This is a genomic window from Variovorax sp. YR216 (genome assembly GCF_900107745.1).
Classification (GTDB): Bacteria; Pseudomonadota; Gammaproteobacteria; order Burkholderiales; family Burkholderiaceae_C; genus Variovorax.
The window spans coordinates 1-21,355 of record NZ_FNRO01000033.1 but is presented as its reverse complement, the minus strand read 5'-3'; the positions used below and the strand labels follow the sequence as shown (position 1 = coordinate 21,355).

The window sequence follows — 21,355 nt, the reverse complement described above, 5'->3', positions numbered from 1 at the left end:
TGGAAATATGGAAAGAACCGACAAGTGCACACGATGAATCCCGACACGGTCGGCACCTCCGTGCGCACGACGATCGCCACACTTCGCCCATCGTGCACGTCGGGTTACTCAATGAGTTCACGATGCCCGCAACTTTTGCGCTGAACTTTCAAACTTCCTGTGGTTCTTATCCCAAAAGCAATTTGCTCGGCGCTCTCTTTGTTCTATGCTTTGAACAAGTACCTGCTTGAGGAGTTGATCCAAAGCGTGCACACATCACCTGGCACCATTCCTGCGAACGATGCAACGTGTGCAGCACGGAAACTCCGGGCAGCGCCCCGCTGACTCGATGGAGGTGTCTATGGATGTCATCAGTAACTTCGCGGCTCGTTACGAACGTACGCGCGAAGAGGTCCTGTCCTTGCAGGAGTACTTGGAGATCTGCAAGCGGGATCCGCTGGCCTACGCGACCGCGGCCGAGCGCATGCTCAAGGCCATCGGTGAGCCGGAGTTGGTGGATACGCGCAACGACCCCCGCCTGTCGCGGATCTTCGCCAACAAGGTCATCAAGATCTACCCCGCGTTCCGCGAGTTCTACGGCATGGAAGATGCCATCGAACAAGTGGTCTCGTACTTCCGCCACGGCGCGCAGGGTCTCGAAGAGAAGAAGCAGATCCTCTATCTGCTGGGCCCCGTGGGTGGCGGCAAGAGCTCGATCGCCGAGCGCCTGAAGCAGCTCATGGAGCACGTGCCCTTCTATTCGATCAAGGGCTCGCCGGTGAACGAATCGCCGCTCGGTCTCTTCGACGCCACCGAAGACGGCGAGATCCTCGAAAAGGAGTACGGCATCCCACGTCGCTACCTGCAGCGCATCCTGTCTCCCTGGGCAGTGAAGCGGCTGGAAGAGTATGGCGGCGACATCCGCCAGTTCCAGGTGGTCAAGCGCTATCCGTCCGTGCTGCGGCAGATCGCGGTCGCGAAGACCGAGCCCGGCGACGAGAACAACCAGGACATCTCCTCGCTGGTCGGCAAGATCGACATCCGCAAGCTCGAGGACTATGCGCAGGACGATCCCGATGCCTACGCCTACTCCGGCGGCCTGTGCCTCGCAAACCAGGGCCTGCTCGAGTTCGTGGAAATGTTCAAGGCGCCGATCAAGGTGCTGCATCCGCTGCTGACCGCCACGCAGGAAGGCAACTTCAAGGGCACCGAAGGCTTCGGCGCCATTCCTTTCGACGGCATCGTGCTCGCGCACAGCAACGAGAGCGAATGGAAGGCTTTCCGCAACAACAAGAACAACGAGGCCTTCCTCGACCGGATATACATCGTCAAGGTGCCCTACTGCCTGCGCGTCTCCGAGGAAATCAAGATCTACGAGAAGCTGGTGCGCAACTCGTCGCTCGCCCAGGCGCCGTGCGCGCCCGGCACGCTGCGCATGATGTCGCAGTTCTCCGTGCTCACGCGGCTGAAGGAGCCGGAGAACTCCAGCATCTTCAGCAAGATGCAGGTCTATGACGGCGACAACCTGAAGGACACCGACCCCAAGGCCAAGTCCATCCAGGAGTACCGCGACTATGCAGGTGTCGACGAGGGCATGAGCGGTGTCTCGACGCGCTTCGCCTTCAAGATCATCTCGAAGGTCTTCAACTTCGACAGCAGCGAAGTCGCGGCCAATCCGGTGCACCTGATGTACGTGCTCGAGCAGCAGATCGAGCGCGAGCAGTTCGCGCCCGAGACCGAGCAGAAGTACCTGTCCTACATCAAGGAGCTGATCGCCCCGCGCTACGCGGAGTTCATCGGCAAGGAGATCCAGACGGCGTACCTCGAAAGCTACTCGGAGTACGGCCAGAACATCTTCGACCGCTACGTCACCTACGCCGACTACTGGATCCAGGACCAGGAATACCGCGACCAGGACACCGGCGAAGTGTTCGACCGCAGCTCGCTCAACGCCGAGCTCGAAAAGATCGAGAAGCCCGCGGGCATCAGCAACCCGAAGGACTTCCGCAACGAAATCGTCAACTTCGTGCTGCGCGCGCGTGCCGGCAATGCAGGCAAGAACCCGCTGTGGACCAGCTACGAGAAGCTGCGTACCGTGATCGAGAAGAAGATGTTCTCGAACACCGAGGAACTTCTGCCGGTCATCAGCTTCAACGCCAAGAGCAGCGCCGACGAGCTCAAGAAGCACGAGGATTTCGTCAATCGCATGGTGCAGAAGGGCTACACCGCCAAACAGGTGCGTCTGCTGTGCGAGTGGTATCTACGCGTACGCAAGAGCTCATGACGAGCTAGGGAAGGAGGTCCGGCCGTGGCCATGCTGCAGCAGATCATCGACCGCCGGTTGTCAGGAAAGAACAAGTCCATCGGCAACCGCGAGCGTTTCCTGCGGCGCTACCGCGAGCAGATCGGGGAGGCCGTTCGCCGCGCGGTCAGTGGCCGGGGCATCCGCGATCTCGAACAGGGCGAGGACATCACGCTGCCCAAGCGCGATGTCTCCGAGCCGGTGTTCGGTCACGGCCAGGGCGGCGACCGCGAATACGTGCATCCGGGCAATCGCGAGTACGTCAAGGGTGACCGCATCGAAAGACCGCAGGGCGGCGGTGCCGGCTCGGGAAGCGGCTCGCAGGCGGGCGATGGCGAAGGGGGAGAGGACGATTTCGTCTTCCGCCTCACCAAGGAAGAGTTCATGCGGGTCTTCTTCGAGGACCTCGCCCTTCCCCACCTGATCCGCACACAGCTCGCGGAAGTGCCCGAATGGAAGAGCCACCGCGCCGGCTTCGTCAGCGACGGCAACCCCAGCAATCTGCACGTGGTGCGTTCGATGCGCGGCGCACTGGCGCGGCGCATTGCGCTGGGCGGAGACTCGCGCCGCGAGATCCGTGAACTCGAAGCGCACCTGCTTCACCTGCAGCGCAGCCCGCGGGTGGCGGATGCGATGGTGCAGCGCGAGATTCGCGAAACGGAGGCCAAGCTCGAAGAACTGCGCAGCAAGGCCAAGCACGTGCCCTTCCTCGATCCGATCGACCTGCGCTATCGCAATCGCGTGCGGGTCCCGGTCCCCTCCGCCAAGGCGGTGATGTTCTGCCTGATGGACGTGTCGGGCTCGATGGATGAAGCGCGCAAGGACATGTCCAAGCGCTTCTTCATGCTGCTGTATCTCTTCCTGACGAAGCACTACGAGAAGATTGACCTCGTCTTCATCCGCCACCACACGCAGGCGGCCGAGGTGTCGGAAGAGGAGTTCTTCCATGCCACCGAAACCGGCGGCACCGTTGTGTCGAGCGCTCTCACGCTGATGCTCGACATCATCCGGGCGCGCTACCCGAGCACCGACTGGAACATCTACGGGGCGCAGGCCAGCGACGGCGACAACTGGCACCAGGACAGCGGCCGCTGCCGCGAGCTGCTGGCCGACCACCTGCTGCCGCTGGTGCGTTACTACGCCTACGTGCAGGTGGCCGAAGCCGAGCAGAACATGTGGGAGGAATACACGGCGCTGCTCGAGTCGCACAAGAACTTCGCGATGCGCAAGGTCTCTGATGCGCAGGACATCTACCCGGTGTTCCGCGAGCTGTTCAAGAAAGAGAGAGGAACGGCGTGAACGAAAAGACCCGGACGCACTTGCCCAGCCCGTCCGACTGGACTTTCGAACTCATCGAGCAGTACCACGCAGAGATCGCGCGCGTGGCCAGGGGCTACAAGCTCGACACCTACGCCAACCAGCTCGAGATCATCACCGCCGAGCAGATGATGGATGCCTACGCCTCCGTCGGCATGCCAGTCATCTACCGGCACTGGTCGTACGGCAAGCAGTTCATCCAGACCGAGAAGAACTACCGCCGCGGCCACATGGGCCTGGCCTACGAGATCGTCATCAATTCGGACCCCTGCATCGCCTACCTCATGGAAGAGAACACCATGGCGATGCAGGCATTGGTGATCGCGCACGCCGCCTACGGCCACAACAGCTTCTTCAAGGGCAACTACCTCTTCAAGATGTGGACGGATGCGTCGTCCATCATCGACTACCTCGTCTACGCGCGGAACTACATCTCCGAATGCGAGGAGCGCCACGGCGTCTCGGCGGTCGAGGACCTGCTCGACTCCTGCCACGCGCTCATGAATCACGGCGTCGACCGCTATCGCCGCCCGCAGAAGCTGTCGCTCAGCCAGGAACAGGCCCGCCGCGAGGAGCGCGAGCATCATCTGCAGCAACAGGTCAACGACCTCTGGCGCACCCTGCCCCGGCGCGCCCGCTCCGCCGAAGAAGAGGAAGCCGCCAAGCAGCGCTTCCCGGCCGAGCCACAGGAAAACCTGCTCTACTTCATCGAGAAAAACGCACCATTGCTGGAACCGTGGCAGCGCGAAGTGGTGCGCATCGTGCGCAAGATCGGGCAGTACTTCTATCCCCAGCGGCAGACGCAGGTCATGAACGAAGGCTGGGCCACCTTCTGGCACTACACGCTGCTCAACACACTCTATGACGAAGGCCTGCTGGCGGACGGCTTCATGATGGAATGGCTGCAGTCGCACACCAACGTCGTGTTCCAGCCGCCGATCGGCCACCGCGCCTACAGCGGCATCAACCCCTACGCGCTGGGATTCGCGATGTACACCGACCTGCGCCGCATCTGCGAGAAGCCGACAGAGGAGGACAAGCGCTGGTTCCCTGACCTTGCGGGCTCCGACTGGCTGACGTCACTCGACTACGCGATGCGCAATTTCAAGGACGAGAGCTTCGTCGGCCAGTTCCTGTCGCCGAAGCTGATGCGCGACTTCCGCTTCTTCGCGATCAGCGACAAGGAAAGCGAATCCGAGCTCGAGGTTTCCGCCATCCATGACGACAGCGGCTACAGGCAATTGCGCGAGGCCCTGTCGCGGCAATATGACCTCAACCACCGCGAGCCCAACATCCAGGTCTGGAGCGTGAACCTGCGCGGCGACCGCTCACTGACCCTGCGCCACACGCAGCACAACAACCGTCCGCTGCACGACGATTCGCAGGAAGTGCTCAAGCATGTGGCCCGGCTGTGGGGTTTCGACGTGCACCTCGAAAGCGTCGACAGCCAGGGGCGCATCAGCCACCGCAAGGTGTCCGGTCCGCAGGCGACGTAGCGCGGCGGATAAGTCTCAGCGCGGGACTTTGAGCTTCGCGCGGGCGGTCAGCGCGATCTCGCGCGCGTGACAGCCCTCGATGTGGTCGTTGACGAGCCCCATCGCCTGCATGAAGGCGTAGACCGTGGTCGGGCCGACGAAGCTCCAGCCCCGCTTCTTCAGGTCCTTCGACATCGCCACCGATTCGGGCGAGGTGGTCATGGCCCGCAACGCCTCGTGCGTGAGCACCTCGGGGCGCGATGCCGGATCCGGCTCGTACCGCCACGCGTAGGCGGCGAGCGAACCGAATTCGTCGCGCAATTCGAGCACGCGCTTCGAATTGTTGATGGCCGACTCGATCTTGCCCCGGTGCCGCACGATGCCGGCATCGGCCAGCAGCCGTTCGATGTCCTTCGCGCCGAAGCGCGCCACCTTCTCGGCGTCGAACTGCGCGAAGCCCTTCCGGAAGGCCTCGCGCTTGTTGAGGATGGTGAGCCAGCTCAGCCCGGCCTGGAAGCCTTCGAGGCACAGCTTCTCGAAAAGCCGCCGGTCGTCCGTGACCGGGAAGCCCCATTCGCTGTCGTGATAGTTCTGGTAGGCCTGCGTCGACTCGCACCAACGGCAACGCAGCGCGCCGTCAGCCGCTTCGAAAAGCCCGGCTTGAGCGCCCATCAGGCGGCGTCGCTCACACGGACCAGCGCTTCGATCGCGAGCGGATAGCCCTTCACGCCGAACCCGACGATGATCCCGCGCGCCGCCGGCGAGATGTAGGAGTGATGCCGGAATTCCTCGCGCGCATGCACGTTGGAGATGTGGAGCTCGATCAGCGGAACGCTCGCGCCCTTGATCGCATCGTGCAGCGCGACCGAGGTGTGGGTGTAGGCGCCAGGATTCATCACCACGCCGAGCATGCGGCCCGCGGCGACCTCGCGGCCCGCCTCGTGGATCCAGTCGATCAGCATGCCCTCGTGATTGGACTGGCGGCATTCGATCTCCACGCCGAGCTTTGCGCCGGTTTCCGCGCACATGCGCTCGACGTCGGCGAGTGTCTCGTAGCCGTACTGCGCGGGTTCGCGCGTGCCGAGAAGGTTGAGATTGGGGCCGTTGAGGACGAGGATCTTTTTCATGAACTGCTTTTTATCAGGTGTGGCCCCTCACCACCACGGAAGACACCGATCCGGAGTACAACAAGGCATGCCACCGAAGAATGCCGTTCTCGACCGCTTTCAGGGCCCCTTGCGCCTCGGCCTGGGCGGAGCGCCGCTGGGCAACCTGTACGCCCCGCTGGGCGACGACGAGGCCCTGCAGACCATCGACATGGCCTGGCGACTCGGCGTGCGCTATTTCGACACCGCGCCGCTCTACGGCCACGGGCTCAGCGAGGTGCGCCTCGGCCGGTTCCTGCGGGACCATCCGCGCGACAGCTTCGTCCTGTCGACCAAGGTCGGCCGGCTGCTGAGCCCCGACCCTGATCCGCCCGCCGAACGCGACGGCTACGTGCGGGGCCTGCCCTTCGCGCCGCGCTTCGACTACAGCTTCGACGGCGCGCTGCGATCGATCGACGACAGCCTGCAACGAATGGGGGTGGACCGCATCGACATCGCCTTCATCCACGACATCGACCGCCATACCCACGGCGACGGGCAACCGGCACGTTTCCGCGAAGCGATGGGCGGCGCCTACCGCGCGCTGCACCGGTTGCGGGGCGAAGGCGTGCTCGGCGCGATCGGCATCGGTGTCAACGAGTGGCAGGCCTGCCGCGACGCGATCGTCGAAGGCGATTTCGACTGCCTGATGCTCGCCGGGCGCTACACGCTGCTCGACAATTCCGCCGCGGCCGAGCTGGTGCCTCTATGCGTCGCAAGGGACGTCGGACTCATCCTCGCGGGCGTGTTCAATTCGGGCATCTTGGCGACCGCCTCCGGTGTTGCGGCGGACGCGCGCTTCGACTACCAGCCGGCGGATCAGCAGGTTCGCGACAAGGCCGCGCACATCGCTCGCATCTGCAACGAGTTCGGCGTGGCGCTCCCGGCCGCCGCCCTGCAGTTCGCGATGGCCTGCCGGTGCGCGGCGGCCGTGGTGGTCGGCGCCCGCAGCGCCGCCGAGATCGCGCAGAGCATCGCGCATCGCGACGCGCCGATCCCCGCGGCATTGTGGGAAGCGCTGATGGTCGAAGGGCTGCTGCCCGCCGGCCTGCCACCGGGGAGTTGGCCATGAGCCCCCGCCAGGCCGCTCCGAAGGGGGCTCGCACCGCAGTGCGGAGCACGGAGGTTTCTCGATGAGCGTCGTCCGCGTCGATGCCCACCAGCATTACTGGTCGCTCGCGCACCGCGACTACGGCTGGCTGCAGGACACGCCCGAACTGCGCGCCATCTATCGCGATTTCGCGCCGCAAGATCTCGCGCCGTTGCTGGACGACGCCGGCATCGACGCCACCGTGCTCGTCCAGGCCGCGCCGTCCGAAGCCGAGACCGCTCGGCTGCTCGGCATCGCGGCTGATCCCGCCAGCCGCGTCCGTGCGGTGGTCGGCTGGACGGACCTCGCCGCCGACGATGCACCCCGCCGCATCAGCCGCCTCGCACAGGAGCCTTTGCTGAAGGGCCTGCGCCCGATGCTGCAGGACTTGCCGGACCCGGAATGGATCCTCGATGCACGCCTCGAACCGGCCATCCGGACCATGACCGAGCTGGGCCTTTGCCTCGACCTGCTGATCAAGCCGCACCAGATCGACGCCGCGACGAAATTCGCCTTGCGCCATCCCCTGCTGCCGATGGTGATCGACCACGCGGCCAAGCCCGACATCGCGCATGGCCGGTTCGAGCCATGGGCGAGCCAGATCGCGACCTTTGCGCAGTCCACCCGCGTGAGCTGCAAGCTGTCGGGACTTGCGACCGAGGCCGGCGCCGACTGGGATGCGGCCGCGCTGCGACCTTACGTCGACCACCTCATCGGCCATTTCGGCCCCTCGCGACTCATGTGGGGCAGCGACTGGCCGGTGCTCAATCTCGCGGGCAGCTATGGCCGATGGCATGCGGCGTCACATGAACTGCTGGCCGGCCTTTCTCCTCTCGAGCAGGAGCAGATCCTGGGCACGAATGCGGCGACCTTCTATGGCATAAAGTGACGCCTCGGCGGCGACCGCCCCGCATCCCAATCCTCCATTCCAGATGAATCCGCGCATGAGCCCGCTGCACACGATCCGAGCCGGCGTGCTCGACGTGTCGTACTTCGAGGCCGGCCCGTCCGAAGGCCCGCCCGTGCTGCTGATGCACGGCTTTCCGTACGACATCCACAGCTATGTCGACGTCGCGACGATGCTCGCGACCGCGGGCTGCCGCGTGATCGTTCCGTACCTGCGCGGCTACGGCGGCACACGTTTCGTGAGCGACGCGACGCCGCGCTCGGGCGAACAGGCGGCGCTCGGCGCGGACCTGCTCGCGTTGCTCGACGCACTCGCGATCCCGAAGGCGGTCCTCGCCGGCTATGACTGGGGCGGCCGCGCCGCCTGCGTCGTGGCGGCGCTCTGGCCCGGGCGGTGCGCGGGGCTGGTCTCCTACAACAGCTACAACATCCAGGACATCTCGAAGGCGATGCAGCCGGATGGTGCCGAAAACGAACACCGGCTCTGGTACCAGTACTACTTCCACAGCGAGCGTGGACGCGCCGGGCTCGCGGCCGACCGGCGCGGCATCGCGCGGCTGCTGTGGCGGCTCTGGTCGCCGACCTGGCGCTTCGACGATGCGACTTTCGAGCGCAGCGCCGAGGCTTTCGACCACCCGGACTTCGTCGACGTGGTGATCCATTCGTACCGCCACCGCTTCGGCCTCGTGCCGGGCGATCCGGCCTATGCCGACATCGAGGCGAAGCTCGCCAGCCAGCCGGTGATCACCGTGCCGGCCATCACCTTCGACGGTGCCGATGACGGCGTCCGTTCGCCGGCCGATGCATCGGCGCATGCGCACCGCTTTGCCGGGCCGCGCTCGCACCGCGTGGTGCCTGGCGTCGGCCACAACATGCCGCAGGAGGTTCCGCGCGTGTTTGCCGACGCGGTGCTCGAACTCACCCCCAACCTCAAGACATGACAGACAGCCTGAAGACACTTTCCGAACACCGCTGCTTTGGCGGCATCCAACGCTTCCACGAACACGACTCGCGCGAGATCGGCCTGCCGATGCGCTTTTCGGTGTTCCTTCCGCCGCAGGCCGAAAGCGGCCCGGTGCCGGCGTTGGTGTACCTCGCGGGCCTGACCTGCAACGAAGAGACCTTCATGATCAAGGCCGGCGCGCAACGCCTCGCCGCCGAACTCGGACTGGCCCTCATCGCTCCGGACACCAGTCCGCGCGGCACCGGTCCCGAAGGCATCGAAGGCGCGACGGCGAGCTGGGATTTCGGCATCGGCGCAGGCTTCTACCTCGACGCCACCGCCGCGCCCTGGGACGAGTACTGGCGCATGGAAAGCTGGATCGTCAACGAGCTGCTGCCGCTGGCGACGCACGGCATGCCCATCGACGGCAAGCGCATCGGGATCTTCGGCCACTCGATGGGCGGCCACGGCGCGCTCACGCTGGCGCTGCGGCATCCGGGCCGGTTCCGGTCGCTGTCGGCACTTGCGCCGATCTGTGCGCCGACGCAGTGCCCGTGGGGCCAAAAGGCCTTCCGCGGCTACCTCGGCGGCGACGACGAAATCTGGCTCGCGCATGACGCCTGCGCGCTGATGCAGTCGCAGACCGCGCCGCCTTATCCCGCTGGCATCCTCGTCGACCAAGGGCTGGTCGACAAATTCCTCGCCGAGCAGTTGCACCCGCACTTGTTCGAAGCCGCGTGCCGCGCCGCCGGCCAGCCGCTCACGCTGCGCCGGCATGAGGGCTACGACCACGGCTATTACTTCATCCAGACCTTCATCGGCGACCACCTCGCGCATCACGCCAAGGTGTTGAAGGCCTGAATGCCCGCCCATCGCGCGCCTTTGCCCCCGCCGCTGCCCGAACGCGAGCAGATCGCACTACTCGAGCCCTTCGTCGGCCTCGGGCTGCCGGAGATCCGCTTGGTCGAGACGCCGGAGGATGCCGAGACCGCCACCGCGGCCCTGCTGGCCGCCGGCGTGGTCGGCTTCGATACCGAATCGAAGCCCACTTTTGCGAAGTTCGAGGTGTCGACCGGCCCGCATGTGCTCCAGTTCGCGACGCCGGGCGCTGCGTGGCTTTTCCAGTCGCACCGCGCCGCGTTGCATGGCGCGCTCGCCAACCTGCTCACGTCTCCGGCGCTGCTGAAGGTGGGCTTCGGGCTTTCCGGCGACCTGAGCCTGATCCGCCAGCGTTTCGACATCGAGCCGCAGGCGGTCTTCGATCTCGACGTCGAATTCCGCCGCCGCGGCTATCGCAAGTCCGTCGGCGTGAAAACCGCCGTGGCGCTGATGTTCGACCGTCGCTTCATCAAGTCGCGCAAGGCGACCACGTCCAACTGGGCCAACCAGCAACTGACGCCGGCGCAACTGCGATACGCGGGCAACGATGCCTATGCGGCGATCCGGGTGTTCGATGCACTCGGGCTCAGGCCGCCCGGCAGCTGAGTCCGCCAGCCTTCAACGCCAGTCGCGCACCTGCGCCACGAGTCGTTCGAGCGGCGCGGTGGCATCCACCTCCAGCACGCCGGGCTCGCCGACCGGTGACTCCAGCGTCGCGAACTGGTTCGCGACGAGGCTGGCCGGAAACATGTGGACTGCGGCCCGCTCGGCGACGCGGCGCTCCGCCTCTTCGCGCGACAGCGCCATGAAGACGAAGCGCAGTCCCGGCCGCGCGGCGCGCAGCCGGTCGCGGTAGTCGCGCTTGAGCGCCGAGCAGGTCAGCACGACGCCTTTGTCGTGACCGGCGAGTTCGTGGCCGAGCCGGGACAGCCAGCCCGCGCGATCGGCATCAGTCAGTGCGACCCCGGCGCGCATCTTGCGAACGCTTTCGGGCGCGTGGAAGTCGTCGCCTTCGATCAGCGGCAGCCCGAGTTCCCGCGCGAGCGCCGCGCCGAGGCTCGATTTGCCGCATCCGGACACGCCCATGACGACCAGCCAGCGGGCGCTTGTTTCGGGCATGTAAAGCTCTTGCATCGTCGGCATTGTCTTTCGAACTCTGCCTATCATGGCGGCCTTCTAGAACGAAAGTAACAGATCGTGTCGCTGGTACCACTGTCGTTGCGACGCCCGTACACCTTCATCGTCATGGCGATGCTGATCGTGCTGGCGACGCCGTTCGTGCTGATGCGGATGGCCACCGACATCTTTCCGGAAATCAACATCCCGGTCATCAGCATCATCTGGAACTATGGGGGCCTGCCCGCGCAGGAGATGGGCCAGCGCATCGCCGGGCAGACGGAGCGCAGCCTCACCACGACGGTGAGCGACATCGAGCACATCGAATCGCAGTCGCTCTCGGGCGTGACGGTGATCAAGGTGTTCTTCCAGCCGACCGCCAGCATCGAGACCGCGATCGCGCAGGTGGTCGCCTCGATGCAGACGCAGGTGCGGCAGCTGCCGCCGGGCATCACGCCGCCGCTGGTCATCAAGTATTCGGCATCGAGCATCCCGGTGATCCAGCTCGCGCTGTCAAGCCCGACCCGACCCGAAAACGCACTGTTCGACGCCGCGATCAACCAGCTGCGGCCGCAGCTCATCACGGTGCCCGGGACCGCGGTGCCTTTTCCCTATGGCGGCAAGAACCGGCTGATCTCGGTCGACCTCGACACGCAGGCGATGCAGGCGCGCGGGCTTTCGCCGGCGGACGTGGTCAACGCGATCAATGTGCAGAACCTGATCCTGCCCTCGGGCACCGCCAAGTTCGGTGCCACCGAGTACAGCGTGCGCATGAACGGCTCGCCGGAAGCGATCACCGGGCTCAACGACCTGCCGGTGCGCACCACCGGCGGCGCCACCACCTACCTGCGCGACGTGGCGTACGTGCGCGACGGCTTCTCCCCGCAGACCAACGTGGTGCGGCAGGACGGCGTGCGCGGCGTGCTGCTGTCGGTGCTCAAGAACGGCGGCGCATCCACGCTGGACATCGTCTCCGACCTGCACAAGCTGCTGCCGGTGGCGGCGCAGAGCATGCCGCAGGACATCAAGATCACGCCGCTCTTCGACCAGTCGGTGTTCGTCAAGGCCGCGGTGCAGGGCGTGGTGTTCGAGGCGGTGATCGCCGCCGCGCTCACTGCGGCGATGGTGCTGCTCTTCCTGGGCAACTGGCGCAGCACGCTGATCATCGCGCTGACCATTCCGCTGTCGATCCTCGCGTCGATCCTGGCGCTCTACGCGCTCGGGCAGACGCTCAACCTCATGACGCTGGGCGGCCTCGCGCTGTCGGTCGGCATCCTGGTGGACCAGGCGATCGTGACGATCGAGAACATCGAGCGCCACCTGCACATGGGCACGGAGCTGAACGAGGCGATCCTGATCGGCGCCGGCGAGATCGGCCCGGCCGCCTTCGTCTCCACGCTGTGCATCTGCATCGTGTTCGTGCCGATGTTCTTCCTCTCTGGCGTGGCGAAGTTCCTGTTCGTGCCGCTCGCGATGGCGGTGGTGTTCGCGATGGCCGCGTCCTACCTGCTGTCGCGCACGCTGGTGCCGACGCTGGTGATGATGCTGATGGGCGGGGCGCACGCGAAGGCCGATCCTCATGCCAGGCCGAGCCTGCTGCAGCGCGTGTACCGCAACTTCGACCGCCGCTTCGAGCGCGTGCGCCGCGCCTACACGCTGGCCCTGTCGGCGGTGCTGTCGCGGCGCGGACGCTTCATCGCGCTGTTCCTGGGCTTCTGCGTGCTGTCGTGCGCGCTCTTCCCGGTGCTGGGACGCGACTTCTTCCCGAACGTGGATGCCGGCCAGATCCGCCTGCACATGCGTGCGCCGACCGGCACCCGCATCGAGGAGACGGCGCGGCTCGCGGACCAGGTCGAGGCCGCCATCCGCGAGCTCGTCCCGAAGGACCAGCTCGAAACCATCCTCGACAACCTCGGCGTGCCCAACAGCGGGATCAACCTGTCGTACAGCAACGCGGGCACCATCGGGACGCTGGACGGCGAGATCCTGCTGTCATTGCGCGAAGGCCACCGGCCGACCGAGGAGTTCGTCTCGCTGCTGCGTGCGGAGCTGCCCAAGCGCTTTCCCGGCACGGAGTTCTTCTTCCAGCCCGCGGACATCGTCACGCAGATCCTGAATTTCGGCCTGCCTGCGGCGATCGACGTGCAGTTCAGCGGCAACGACGTGTACGCCAACGCGGCGCGCGCAGCCGAGCTGACCAAGAAGATCCGGCTGATCCCCGGCGCGGTCGATTCCCACGTGCACCAGCGGCTCGACGGCCCCGGGCTGAACCTGCAGATGGACCGCACGCGCCTGCAGCAGTTCGGCCTCACCGCATCGAACGTCGGGCAGAACGTGCTGATCGCGCTGTCGGGCAGCTCGCAGACCGCGCCGGCGTTCTGGCTGAATCCGCAGAACGGCGTGGTCTACAACATCGCAGTGCAGTCGCCGCAGTACGCGGTCGATTCGCTCGATTCGCTGCTCAACATTCCAGTGGGTACCGGCGCGACCGCCGCAGCCGGCGGCGCGCCGCAACTGCTCGGCAATCTCGTCGACGCGCAGGCCGGGCGGCAACAGGCCATCGTCTCGCGCTACAACATCCAGCCGGTGGTCGACGTCTATGTGAGCGTGCAGGGCACCGACCTTGCCAGCGTGGCTTCGAAAGTGCAGGCGCTGGTCGACGAGATGCGCCCCACCCTCCCGCGCGGCAGCCAGGTCGCGATCCGTGGGCAGGTGCAGACGATGCAGTCGTCCTTCATCGGCCTCGGCGTCGGGCTTGCAATGGCGATCGTGCTGGTCTATCTCTTGATCGTGGTCACCTTCCAGTCGTGGCTCGATGCCGCCATCATCATCACCGCGCTGCCCGCGGCGCTGGCCGGCATCGCGTGGATGCTGTTCATCACCGGCACCACGCTGAGCGTGCCGGCCCTGACCGGCGCGATCATGACCATGGGCGTCGCGACCGCGAACTCCATCCTGCTGGTGGCCTTCGCGCGCGAACGGCTCGCGGCCGGCGCGCCGCCGCTGTCGGCCGCGCTCGAAGCCGGCGCGACACGGATCCGCCCGGTGCTGATGACCGCGCTGGCGATGATCATCGGCATGATCCCGATGGCGCTGGGCCTCGGCGAAGGCGCGGAGCAGAACGCACCGCTGGGCCGCGCGGTCATCGGCGGCCTGTTGTTCGCGACGGTCTCGACCCTGTTCTTCGTGCCGGCGGTCTTCGCCGAAATCCACAGCCGCCGTGCCCACCGCAATGCAGGCAAGGCGGCCAGCGCCACCACGACACCTTCCTCGCTCGGGGCGCAGCCCCAGGAGACCTGACCCCATGACGGAGCAACGCCACGCGGCATTGGCCATCCACCCGATCGCCGCCCAAGAGGACGGCGAGCATCACGAACTGCTCAAGCGGCGGCAGATCGTGCGCCGCACCCGCATTGCGGTCTGGATCGTGCTCGCGGTCCTCGTCGCAGGCGGCGCGCGCACCGTGTTCGTCCGCATGGGCAATGCGCGCGAACTCCAGGCCGGCACCGCCGAACGCGCCGCCCAGTACGTGAAGACCGCCCTGCCCCAGACGCCCGCCGCCGGCCAGACGCTGGCGCTGCCGGGCACGCTGCAGGGCTATGTGCAGTCGCCGATCTCGGCGCGCGCGAGCGGCTACCTCAAGCGCTGGACCAAGGACATCGGCAGCCATGTCGAGAAGGGCGAACTGCTCGCCGAACTCGACACGCCGGAGATCGACCAGCAGCTTTCGCAGGCCATCGCCGCCCGGCAGCAGACCGCATCGAGCCTCGAACTCGCCAAGAGCACCGTCGCGCGCTGGGAAAGCCTGCGTCAGAAGGACGTGGTTTCGCAGCAGGACCTCGACGAACGACGCAGCGCGCTCGCGCAGGCCACCGCCAACCTCGCGGCCGCAGATGCCAACGTGCAGCGGCTCAGGCAGACCGAAGGCTTCAAGCGCGTGGTCGCGCCGTTCTCGGGTGTGCTCACCCGCCGCAACGTCGATGTGGGCGATCTCATCGATGCCGGCAGCGGGCGCGCGCTGTTTCTGCTCGCGCAGACCGACCCGCTGCGCGTCTACATCAACGTGCCGCAGGCCTATGCGCAGCTCGTGAAGCCGGGGCAGCCGGTGGTGGTCACGCAGTCCGAGCTGCGCGGCCAGACGTTCAAGGGCGAGGTGGCGCGGACCTCGGGTGCGATCGACACCGCCACGCGCATGATGCAGGTCGAAGTCTCGCTGCCGAACAAGGAGGGCACGCTGCTGCCCGGCGCCTACGTGCAGGTGTCGCTCCCGATGGCCGCGAGCCAGTCGCTGACGATCCCGGCGAATGCGCTGCTGTTCCGCGCCGAAGGCACGCGCGTCGCAGTGGTGGATGCACAAGGCAAAGTGAAGCTGCGCGGCGTCACGCTCGGGCGCAACTACGGCGAGACGGTCGAGGTGATCGACGGTCTCGGCCCGGCGGACCGGCTCGTGCTCAATCCTTCCGATTCGCTCGCCGATGGCGACGTCGTGGTGATCGCGAAGGAATCTGCCTGAAATGAGCCCACCCCCAGCCTCGCCCACTTCGTGTGGCTCTGACACCGCCTCGAGGGGGCGCACCCAGCGGCCCGGCAAAGCCGGCTCCGCGGGTGCCTTGGCTTCGTGGGCCATGGCCGCGCTCCTGGCCGGCTGCGCCGCAGGGCCGGACTACAAGGCACCTGCCGTTGACATCCCGGTGAGCTGGCAGCTCGAGGAGCCGTGGAAGCAGGCCGTTCCGGGCGACGCCGACGACAAGGGCCCGTGGTGGCTGCGCTTCGGCGATCCGCAACTCGATGCGCTCCAGCAGAGGGCGCTCGCCAACAGCCCGACGCTGGAACTCTCGAGCGCCCGGCTCGCGCAGGCGCGCGCGACGCTCGCGGGCGCCAACGCCGGCCGCTACCCGCAAGTGGGCGTCGGCGCACGCGCGCAGCGTTTCGACATCTCGGCGAACCGTCCGCTCACCAACTACGCGGCACCCAACTATTCGACGGTGCAGAACGACTTCGCGCTGAACCTCACCGCCAGCTACGAGCTCGACCTCGCCGGCCGCGTGCGGCGCTCCGTCGAGGCCGCCACCGCCTCCGCCGCGCAGTCGGCCGCCGACCTCGAGAACACGCGGCTCTTGCTGACGACCGACGTGGCCTCGGCGTACTTCAACCTGCGCTCGACCGACATCGAGCTCGACGTGCTCGCGCGCTCGATCGCGCTGCAGCGCCGCGCGCTCCAGTTCGTGACGGACCGGCACGATCTCGGCGCGGTCTCCGGGCTCGACGTGGCGCAGCAGCAGGCGCTGCTCGACAACACGCTGGCGCAGGTCGACGTGCTCAGGAAGCAGCGTTCGCAGTACGAGCACGCGCTTGCGACGCTGACCGGCACGCCCGCGCCGTCGTTCTCGGTCGCGGCCGATGTGAAGCCGCTCCTGCCGCCGGCGATTCCGATCGGCATTCCGTCCGAAGCGCTGCAACGGCGGCCGGACGTGGCCTCCGCAGAACGCGCAATGGCCGCCGCCAACGCGCAGATCGGCGTGGCGAGCGCCGCCTTCTATCCGAGCGTGATGCTGCTGCCGTCAGTCGGCGTGGACAGCCGCATGCTGTCCAGCCTGTTCGACTCCCAGAGCCTGCTCTGGTCGCTCGGCGTGACCGCCACGCAGACCCTCTTCGACGGCGGGCGCATCCGCGCCAACGTGGACTTCACCAAGGCGGGCTACGACGCCACCGTGGCCGGCTACAGGCGCGTCGTCCTCACCGCTTTCCAGGAAGCGGAGGACGGCATCACCGGCCTCGCCTCGCTGGATCGCGCATCGGCGCAGGCGCAGACGGCGGTCGAGAGCTCGCGCCGCGTGCTCGAAATGGCGGCCGGCCGCTACCAGGGCGGCGCATCGACCTTTCTCGACGTGATTACCGCGCAGCAGGCGCTGCTCACGACCGAGCGGCAGGCGGCGCAGATCAATGGGCAGCGCATGCAGACCTCGGTCTTCCTCGTCAAGGCGCTCGGTGGCGACTGGTGCGGCGTCGAGTCAAGCGGCACCGCCGCAGACGCTAGAACAGGCTGCCCTGCCCCTCTGCGCCAGGTGGCCGGAACGCGCTGAGGTCCAGCGGCGTGCGGTCGTTGGAAAAGCCGAGGCGCTTCGTCGCTTTCTCGAAGCGCTGGCGGATCAGGTCGGCCCATACGCCGCTGCCCTTCATGCGCGTCGCGAAATCGGCGTCGTAGTCCTTGCCGCCGCGCATCTCGCGGATGCGTTCCATGATGCGGCCCGCGCGTTGCGGGTAGTGCAGTTCGAGCCACTGCTTGAAGAGCGGCGCGACTTCCCACGGCAGGCGAATCACCGTGTAGAAAGCGCTGCGCGCGCCGGCGTCCCAGGCGGCTTCTAGCACCTGCTCCATGTCTTCGTTGACGAACGGGATCTGCGGCCCGACGCTGACGCCGACCGGCACGCCCGCCTCGGCCAGCGTGCGCAGCGTCCGCAGCCGACGATGCGGTGCGGCCGCCCGCGGCTCGAGCTTGCGCGCGAGCTCGCCGTCGAGCGTGGTGATGGTCACGTACACCGCCGCGAGATGGTCGGCCGCCATCGGCGCGATCAGGTCGAGGTCGTGCTCGACCGCGCTGGACTTGGTGATGATGCCGAAGGGGTGGCGTGCGTCCTTCAGCACCTCGATCACCGATCGCGTCAGGCGCAACTCGCGCTCGATCGGCTGGTAGCAGTCGGTCGCGGTGCCGATGATGATCGGGCTGGGCTTGTAGCTCTTGCGCGCCAACTCCACCCGAAGCAGTTCGGCGACGTTGCGCTTGGCGATCAGCTTGGTCTCGAAATCGAGTCCCGGTGAAAGGTTCAGATAGCTGTGCGTGGGGCGAGCGAAGCAATAAATGCAGCCGACGTTTATGCGCCAAGGACTTTTGTTCACCGGATTGTAACTGCTACGCAACAAGTCCGCGGGCACGGGGGAAGTTCGGCTGACTCGGCACAAAAACGGTCATCAGACTCGCACCGCCGACCGCTTCAAGTCGAGGTACCGAGTGCGAGGCGAGCCACTTTTTGCGCCAGTGGCGAATCCACGGGCGGTGGCCAGAACGGCTAGCGGAGTTCGACCCAACGCCTCGGCTAGTGGCAGCACCCACTCTCCCGCCAAGTCTGAAGGCGTCCGAAACGCGGCAATCAACTCTGGCGGCAACTCCGCTGCGGCCAAAGCCTGATTCACTTCGCTCAAGGACCAACCCAGGTCCTCCGCCGCCCTCCTTATTGAAGGGTAAAGGCCGCCTTCTAGGCAACCTTTCAGCATCGTCCCGCGCTCAAAAACCGACCATGGGAGGTCACCCCCTCGGCTTTCGACTGCCATCGCCCGGACCGCCTCGACGTCTGACCTCCATTCCTGAATCACCGCCGTGACTGGTATTCCGAGTTCATACGCAGCTCGGAGCCGACGGCGTCCAAATATCAGTTCTAACTGTCCACCATTTCCCTTGAAGAGCAAAACGGGAAGGACATTCCCCCCGCGGCGAAGTATTGATGCTTTGAACTCTTGCAAGGCATCCGACTCGAGGGCGCTCGCGTGGCGACCGTGGAACCGGTGCACGGTGACATTGGCCGGGTCAACCAGGGCCACTTCGTCTCGTCTTGGCCACTCTTCGCCAATGTCAGTCGACTGATTGCTTTCCAGCCTCCAACGACCGGAAGTCTGGAGCCCGGTCCGCGAGAGCTCACTCGTTGCGGGAATCATCGACCGGCTCGCTTGAGCTGAGTCAGTAGCAATTGCAACCGCCGCCCTGACTCCAGCACTGGCTTTGCCATTGCCGAGCCTAAGCAAGGCCTCTGCTGTTTGGGAGTCCACCGACACGCTGAGCTTCTGCGTTGCCTGCAGCACTGGCTTCCTACCAGCACCTGCGCGAGCACCTCCGCGCAAGGTCTCGGTACCGTCTTTTGATTTCATCCTACCGAATCAAACCCCTCGAACTAGCAATGATTTGAATCTATCCTACTTATTCAAAGACTTGCAGTCGAGTGCGCAGCATGCGCACCACAGTATTTGGTGCGTATTGCGGTTCTGTGGGCACCATGCGACTGCCGATTTAAGATGTAACGAAGCGCAAGCTATTTCGCCTCAGGCGATGCGGCTCCTGCGGCGAGCAACTCGACCAGACGCTTGCCGGCTCCCTTGTCCTGACGGTCGGGCACCCGCCCCAAACAAAGTCGCTCCGCTCGGTGACTGCTGCCGTCGAAACAGCGTCGACCGGGAGCCCGTGCTACCCAACTACACACATGCGTCTATCTGAAGTAACCATCAACAATTTCTGTTCGTGCCACGCGTTGACCGTTCCGCTCAGCGGGTTCAATCCCATCGTTGGCTACAACAATTCAGGGAAGTCCAACATCCTTCGGGCCATCAACTGGCTTCTCAAGAAGAGCGTCCTTCCGAGTCACATGTTCCATGACGCGGCAATGCCTGTAACGGTAGAAGGCGTCATAGACAACGTGAACCTGAACCTCCTTCCGCCCAACCAACAGCAGGCGGTCGCACCCTACCTGCATGGCGGAGCGTTGAAGTGCCGACGCAGGCAAGATTCTCCTGGCAGCACCGCCGCTCAGATACGAATCGACGTCTTCAATTTCCAAGCAAACGCATGGGTAGACAACCCGGCCGGCCTGGATACCGCGCTAGGCGTCTTGTTTCCAGAGCCTCTGCACATTGCTGCCATGGAAGACGCAGGCGAGGACGTCAGCAAGTTCGGTGCAAAGAACACACTTGGCCTGCTGCTCAAGCAGGTCCTTGCGCGCATCAACGCGAACAACGCAGCTGCACTGAATCAAGTGCAAGCATCGCTGGCCCAGGTATCCGGGCATCTCAACGGCGCAAACCGGTTGGTTGAGCTGGGAGAGTTCGAGGCAGAGGCCACGGCGGCAATCGCGTCGTTCTTTCCTGGCTTGTCGCTTCACCTGAACTTTGGCACTCCCAACTTCGAAGACCTGTTCAAGTCTTCGACCGTGACGCTCTCAGACGTCCAAGGCTTTCCTCGGCCGTTCGCATCATTTGGGCATGGGGCGCAGCGGAGCTCCAACATGGCACTAATCAAGCTACTGGCCGACCTCACCGGACCGGCAGCGGGCAACCCCGCTGGCACTGTTGTACTCCTGATTGACGAGCCAGAACTCTACCTGCACCCCCAGGCAATTGAGCTCCTGCGGGAAGCACTTCTTCAACTCTCAACGCAAAACTTTCAGGTCATTTTCTCGACGCATTCCCCGCTCCTCATAGGGAGAACGCACGCACTTCAAGCCCTGATGATTCACAAGGACGCGGCTGGCAGAACCGCTGCGCGCCAGAAGCTCCTGTCGGCCGCAAACGACCTGGCCGCGCATCCGCATCACGCTGAGGCTGTGTTCTCACTGCAAACAGCCGCGCACCTCTTGTTCTCCGACAGGGTGTTGTTGGTCGAAGGCAAGACGGAACTGATGCTCCTACCGCAGCTTTATCAGACCTTGCGTGGCCACTCCTATGCCCACGACAAAGGGTGCATCGTTTCTGGGTTTGGCAGTTCCGCACTGCTGCCGATGATGCAAATCCTCAGAGCTGTTGGCTTTCATCCGAAGGCGCTCGCCGACCTCGATTTTGCTTTCCGGATAGCCGCAGGCGCAGGCGCAGGACTCATCCCGCCCGGCGACACGTCGCTCGCAGCATGCAAGACTTGGTTTGCAGGCAACGCAGCCCCACTCGGCTTCTACCTTGATAGCGGCGGTCTTCCGGCAAAGAAGGACCAACATGGAAACTTCTCAGCTCTCACGCCCGCCGAGGCCTTCGAACGGATGGCGGCTGCGATGCCACACGAAGTAGCCAACATTGCCCAGACGCTCCGCGCACAGGACATCTGGGTGTGGTCTGCGGGAGCGATTGAAGCTCACCTAGGCATTGGTAAGAACGATACGGCCCGAATCAATTTCCTCAACAGCGTGGTCGCTAACGGCAACCTGAATCATGCCCAGAGACCACAGGACATCCACGACCTAGCAATGTGGATGTAGGAGCGAACTCTCCGACCCGATTCAAGAATCGCAATTCGGGAAAAGGCTCCCCTGTGCTTCCTGTACGGGCGGCACTCGGAACAATGAGGTGTCGCTTTGTCCGTAAGCGGGCGACCAAGGCCCTCTTGACGGGCCGTCAGCGGCTCATAGCTTGATCTGGGCGAGACGGTCGTTGACCTCGATGCTGTCGAGCGCT

17 protein-coding genes are annotated in these 21,355 nt (G+C 65.3%); 12 read left to right on the top strand and 5 right to left on the bottom strand.

The window, feature by feature from the left end:
- The first annotated feature begins 340 nt into the window (after positions 1 to 340).
- From BLW05_RS34860 to BLW05_RS34850, 3 genes are read left to right on the top strand one after another with little or no spacing between them, the layout of a single operon-like run.
- Complete coding sequence (locus tag BLW05_RS34860; RefSeq protein WP_093169456.1) at positions 341 to 2,263, top strand: PrkA family serine protein kinase; 1,923 nt, start codon at positions 341 to 343, stop codon at positions 2,261 to 2,263.
- Positions 2,264 to 2,293: 30 nt separating this feature from the next.
- Entirely contained in the window at positions 2,294 to 3,580 is a 1,287-nt protein-coding gene (locus BLW05_RS34855) for a YeaH/YhbH family protein (RefSeq protein WP_177142961.1), read from the top strand.
- Positions 3,577 to 5,094 (top strand): SpoVR family protein, encoded by a 1,518-nt coding sequence (locus BLW05_RS34850; RefSeq protein ID WP_093169452.1) that lies wholly within the window; start codon positions 3,577 to 3,579, stop codon positions 5,092 to 5,094. Before BLW05_RS34855 ends, BLW05_RS34850 begins: the two co-directional genes overlap by 4 nt.
- 15 nt (positions 5,095 to 5,109) lie before the next feature.
- On the opposite strand, the gene BLW05_RS34845 is transcribed toward BLW05_RS34850, so the two are convergent.
- Entirely contained in the window at positions 5,110 to 5,745 is a 636-nt protein-coding gene (locus tag BLW05_RS34845; protein ID WP_093169450.1) for a DNA-3-methyladenine glycosylase I, read from the bottom strand.
- Entirely contained in the window at positions 5,745 to 6,200 is a 456-nt protein-coding gene (aroQ, locus tag BLW05_RS34840; protein ID WP_093169449.1) for a type II 3-dehydroquinate dehydratase, read from the bottom strand. The genes BLW05_RS34845 and aroQ overlap by 1 nt, the downstream gene beginning before the upstream one ends.
- 67 nt (positions 6,201 to 6,267) lie before the next feature.
- On the opposite strand from aroQ, the gene BLW05_RS34835 reads away from it, so the two are divergent.
- The 5 genes from BLW05_RS34835 to BLW05_RS34815 all read left to right on the top strand — a co-directional run bounded on the left by BLW05_RS34835 (position 6,268) and on the right by BLW05_RS34815 (position 10,642).
- A complete protein-coding gene (locus BLW05_RS34835) occupies positions 6,268 to 7,290 on the top strand; it encodes an aldo/keto reductase (RefSeq protein WP_093169447.1) in 1,023 nt (340 codons plus the stop codon).
- A gap of 61 nt (positions 7,291 to 7,351) precedes the next feature.
- The gene (locus BLW05_RS34830) at positions 7,352 to 8,197 is read left to right on the top strand and encodes an amidohydrolase family protein (protein WP_093169446.1); all 846 of its coding nucleotides are present in this window, start codon (positions 7,352 to 7,354) and stop codon (positions 8,195 to 8,197) included.
- 55 nt (positions 8,198 to 8,252) lie between these two features.
- Positions 8,253 to 9,155, top strand: a complete 903-nt coding sequence (locus tag BLW05_RS34825) for an alpha/beta fold hydrolase (protein WP_371127021.1) — start codon at positions 8,253 to 8,255, stop codon at positions 9,153 to 9,155.
- Positions 9,152 to 10,018 (top strand): S-formylglutathione hydrolase, encoded by an 867-nt coding sequence (fghA, locus tag BLW05_RS34820; protein WP_093169442.1) that lies wholly within the window; start codon positions 9,152 to 9,154, stop codon positions 10,016 to 10,018. Before BLW05_RS34825 ends, fghA begins: the two co-directional genes overlap by 4 nt.
- The gene (locus BLW05_RS34815; RefSeq protein WP_093169440.1) at positions 10,019 to 10,642 is read left to right on the top strand and encodes a 3'-5' exonuclease; all 624 of its coding nucleotides are present in this window, start codon (positions 10,019 to 10,021) and stop codon (positions 10,640 to 10,642) included.
- 12 nt (positions 10,643 to 10,654) lie between these two features.
- On the opposite strand, the gene BLW05_RS34810 is transcribed toward BLW05_RS34815, so the two are convergent.
- Positions 10,655 to 11,155, bottom strand: a complete 501-nt coding sequence (locus BLW05_RS34810; RefSeq protein ID WP_256330646.1) for a gluconokinase — start codon at positions 11,153 to 11,155, stop codon at positions 10,655 to 10,657.
- Between the two features lie 126 nt (positions 11,156 to 11,281).
- Here BLW05_RS34810 and BLW05_RS34805 point away from each other — a divergent pair, with 126 nt between their 5' ends.
- The 3 genes from BLW05_RS34805 to BLW05_RS34795 all read left to right on the top strand — a co-directional run bounded on the left by BLW05_RS34805 (position 11,282) and on the right by BLW05_RS34795 (position 17,235).
- Complete coding sequence (locus tag BLW05_RS34805) at positions 11,282 to 14,452, top strand: efflux RND transporter permease subunit (protein ID WP_371127023.1); 3,171 nt, start codon at positions 11,282 to 11,284, stop codon at positions 14,450 to 14,452.
- A 4-nt stretch (positions 14,453 to 14,456) separates the two neighbouring features.
- Positions 14,457 to 15,665, top strand: a complete 1,209-nt coding sequence (locus BLW05_RS34800) for an efflux RND transporter periplasmic adaptor subunit (RefSeq protein ID WP_093169436.1) — start codon at positions 14,457 to 14,459, stop codon at positions 15,663 to 15,665.
- 112 nt (positions 15,666 to 15,777) lie between these two features.
- Entirely contained in the window at positions 15,778 to 17,235 is a 1,458-nt protein-coding gene (locus BLW05_RS34795; protein WP_093169435.1) for an efflux transporter outer membrane subunit, read from the top strand.
- On the opposite strand, the gene BLW05_RS34790 is transcribed toward BLW05_RS34795, so the two are convergent.
- Together BLW05_RS34790 and BLW05_RS37005 are read right to left on the bottom strand one after the other, a co-directional pair.
- Positions 17,186 to 18,049 carry a PA0069 family radical SAM protein gene (locus BLW05_RS34790; RefSeq protein ID WP_256330645.1) on the bottom strand — a complete coding sequence of 288 codons (864 nt, stop codon included), beginning with the start codon at positions 18,047 to 18,049 and terminating at the stop codon, positions 17,186 to 17,188. The two genes, BLW05_RS34795 and BLW05_RS34790, sit on opposite strands and share 50 nt — an antisense overlap.
- 72 nt (positions 18,050 to 18,121) lie before the next feature.
- Complete coding sequence (locus BLW05_RS37005) at positions 18,122 to 18,862, bottom strand: ParB N-terminal domain-containing protein (protein WP_371127022.1); 741 nt, start codon at positions 18,860 to 18,862, stop codon at positions 18,122 to 18,124.
- 539 nt (positions 18,863 to 19,401) lie between these two features.
- Between BLW05_RS37005 and BLW05_RS34780 the strand changes: the two genes are divergently transcribed.
- Positions 19,402 to 21,159, top strand: a complete 1,758-nt coding sequence (locus tag BLW05_RS34780; RefSeq protein ID WP_093169431.1) for an ATP-dependent nuclease — start codon at positions 19,402 to 19,404, stop codon at positions 21,157 to 21,159.
- Positions 21,160 to 21,355: the final 196 nt, after the last annotated feature.

Excerpts from the sequence above, each read along its gene's own strand:
- BLW05_RS34860 (WP_093169456.1), top strand. The coding sequence starts at position 341 with ATGGATGTCATCAGTAACTTCGCGGCTCGTTACGAACGTACGCGCGAA.
- BLW05_RS34855 (WP_177142961.1), top strand. The coding sequence starts at position 2,294 with ATGCTGCAGCAGATCATCGACCGCCGGTTGTCAGGAAAGAACAAGTCC.
- BLW05_RS34845 (WP_093169450.1), bottom strand. The coding sequence starts at position 5,745 with ATGGGCGCTCAAGCCGGGCTTTTCGAAGCGGCTGACGGCGCGCTGCGT.
- aroQ (WP_093169449.1), bottom strand. The coding sequence starts at position 6,200 with ATGAAAAAGATCCTCGTCCTCAACGGCCCCAATCTCAACCTTCTCGGC.
- BLW05_RS34835 (WP_093169447.1), top strand. The coding sequence starts at position 6,268 with ATGCCACCGAAGAATGCCGTTCTCGACCGCTTTCAGGGCCCCTTGCGC.
- BLW05_RS34830 (WP_093169446.1), top strand. The coding sequence starts at position 7,352 with ATGAGCGTCGTCCGCGTCGATGCCCACCAGCATTACTGGTCGCTCGCG.
- BLW05_RS34825 (WP_371127021.1), top strand. The coding sequence starts at position 8,253 with ATGAGCCCGCTGCACACGATCCGAGCCGGCGTGCTCGACGTGTCGTAC.
- fghA (WP_093169442.1), top strand. The coding sequence starts at position 9,152 with ATGACAGACAGCCTGAAGACACTTTCCGAACACCGCTGCTTTGGCGGC.
- BLW05_RS34815 (WP_093169440.1), top strand. The coding sequence starts at position 10,019 with ATGCCCGCCCATCGCGCGCCTTTGCCCCCGCCGCTGCCCGAACGCGAG.
- BLW05_RS34810 (WP_256330646.1), bottom strand. The coding sequence starts at position 11,155 with ATGCCCGAAACAAGCGCCCGCTGGCTGGTCGTCATGGGCGTGTCCGGA.
- BLW05_RS34805 (WP_371127023.1), top strand. The coding sequence starts at position 11,282 with ATGGCGATGCTGATCGTGCTGGCGACGCCGTTCGTGCTGATGCGGATG.
- BLW05_RS34800 (WP_093169436.1), top strand. The coding sequence starts at position 14,457 with ATGACGGAGCAACGCCACGCGGCATTGGCCATCCACCCGATCGCCGCC.
- BLW05_RS34795 (WP_093169435.1), top strand. The coding sequence starts at position 15,778 with ATGGCCGCGCTCCTGGCCGGCTGCGCCGCAGGGCCGGACTACAAGGCA.
- BLW05_RS37005 (WP_371127022.1), bottom strand. The coding sequence starts at position 18,862 with ATGATTCCCGCAACGAGTGAGCTCTCGCGGACCGGGCTCCAGACTTCC.
- BLW05_RS34780 (WP_093169431.1), top strand. The coding sequence starts at position 19,402 with ATGCGTCTATCTGAAGTAACCATCAACAATTTCTGTTCGTGCCACGCG.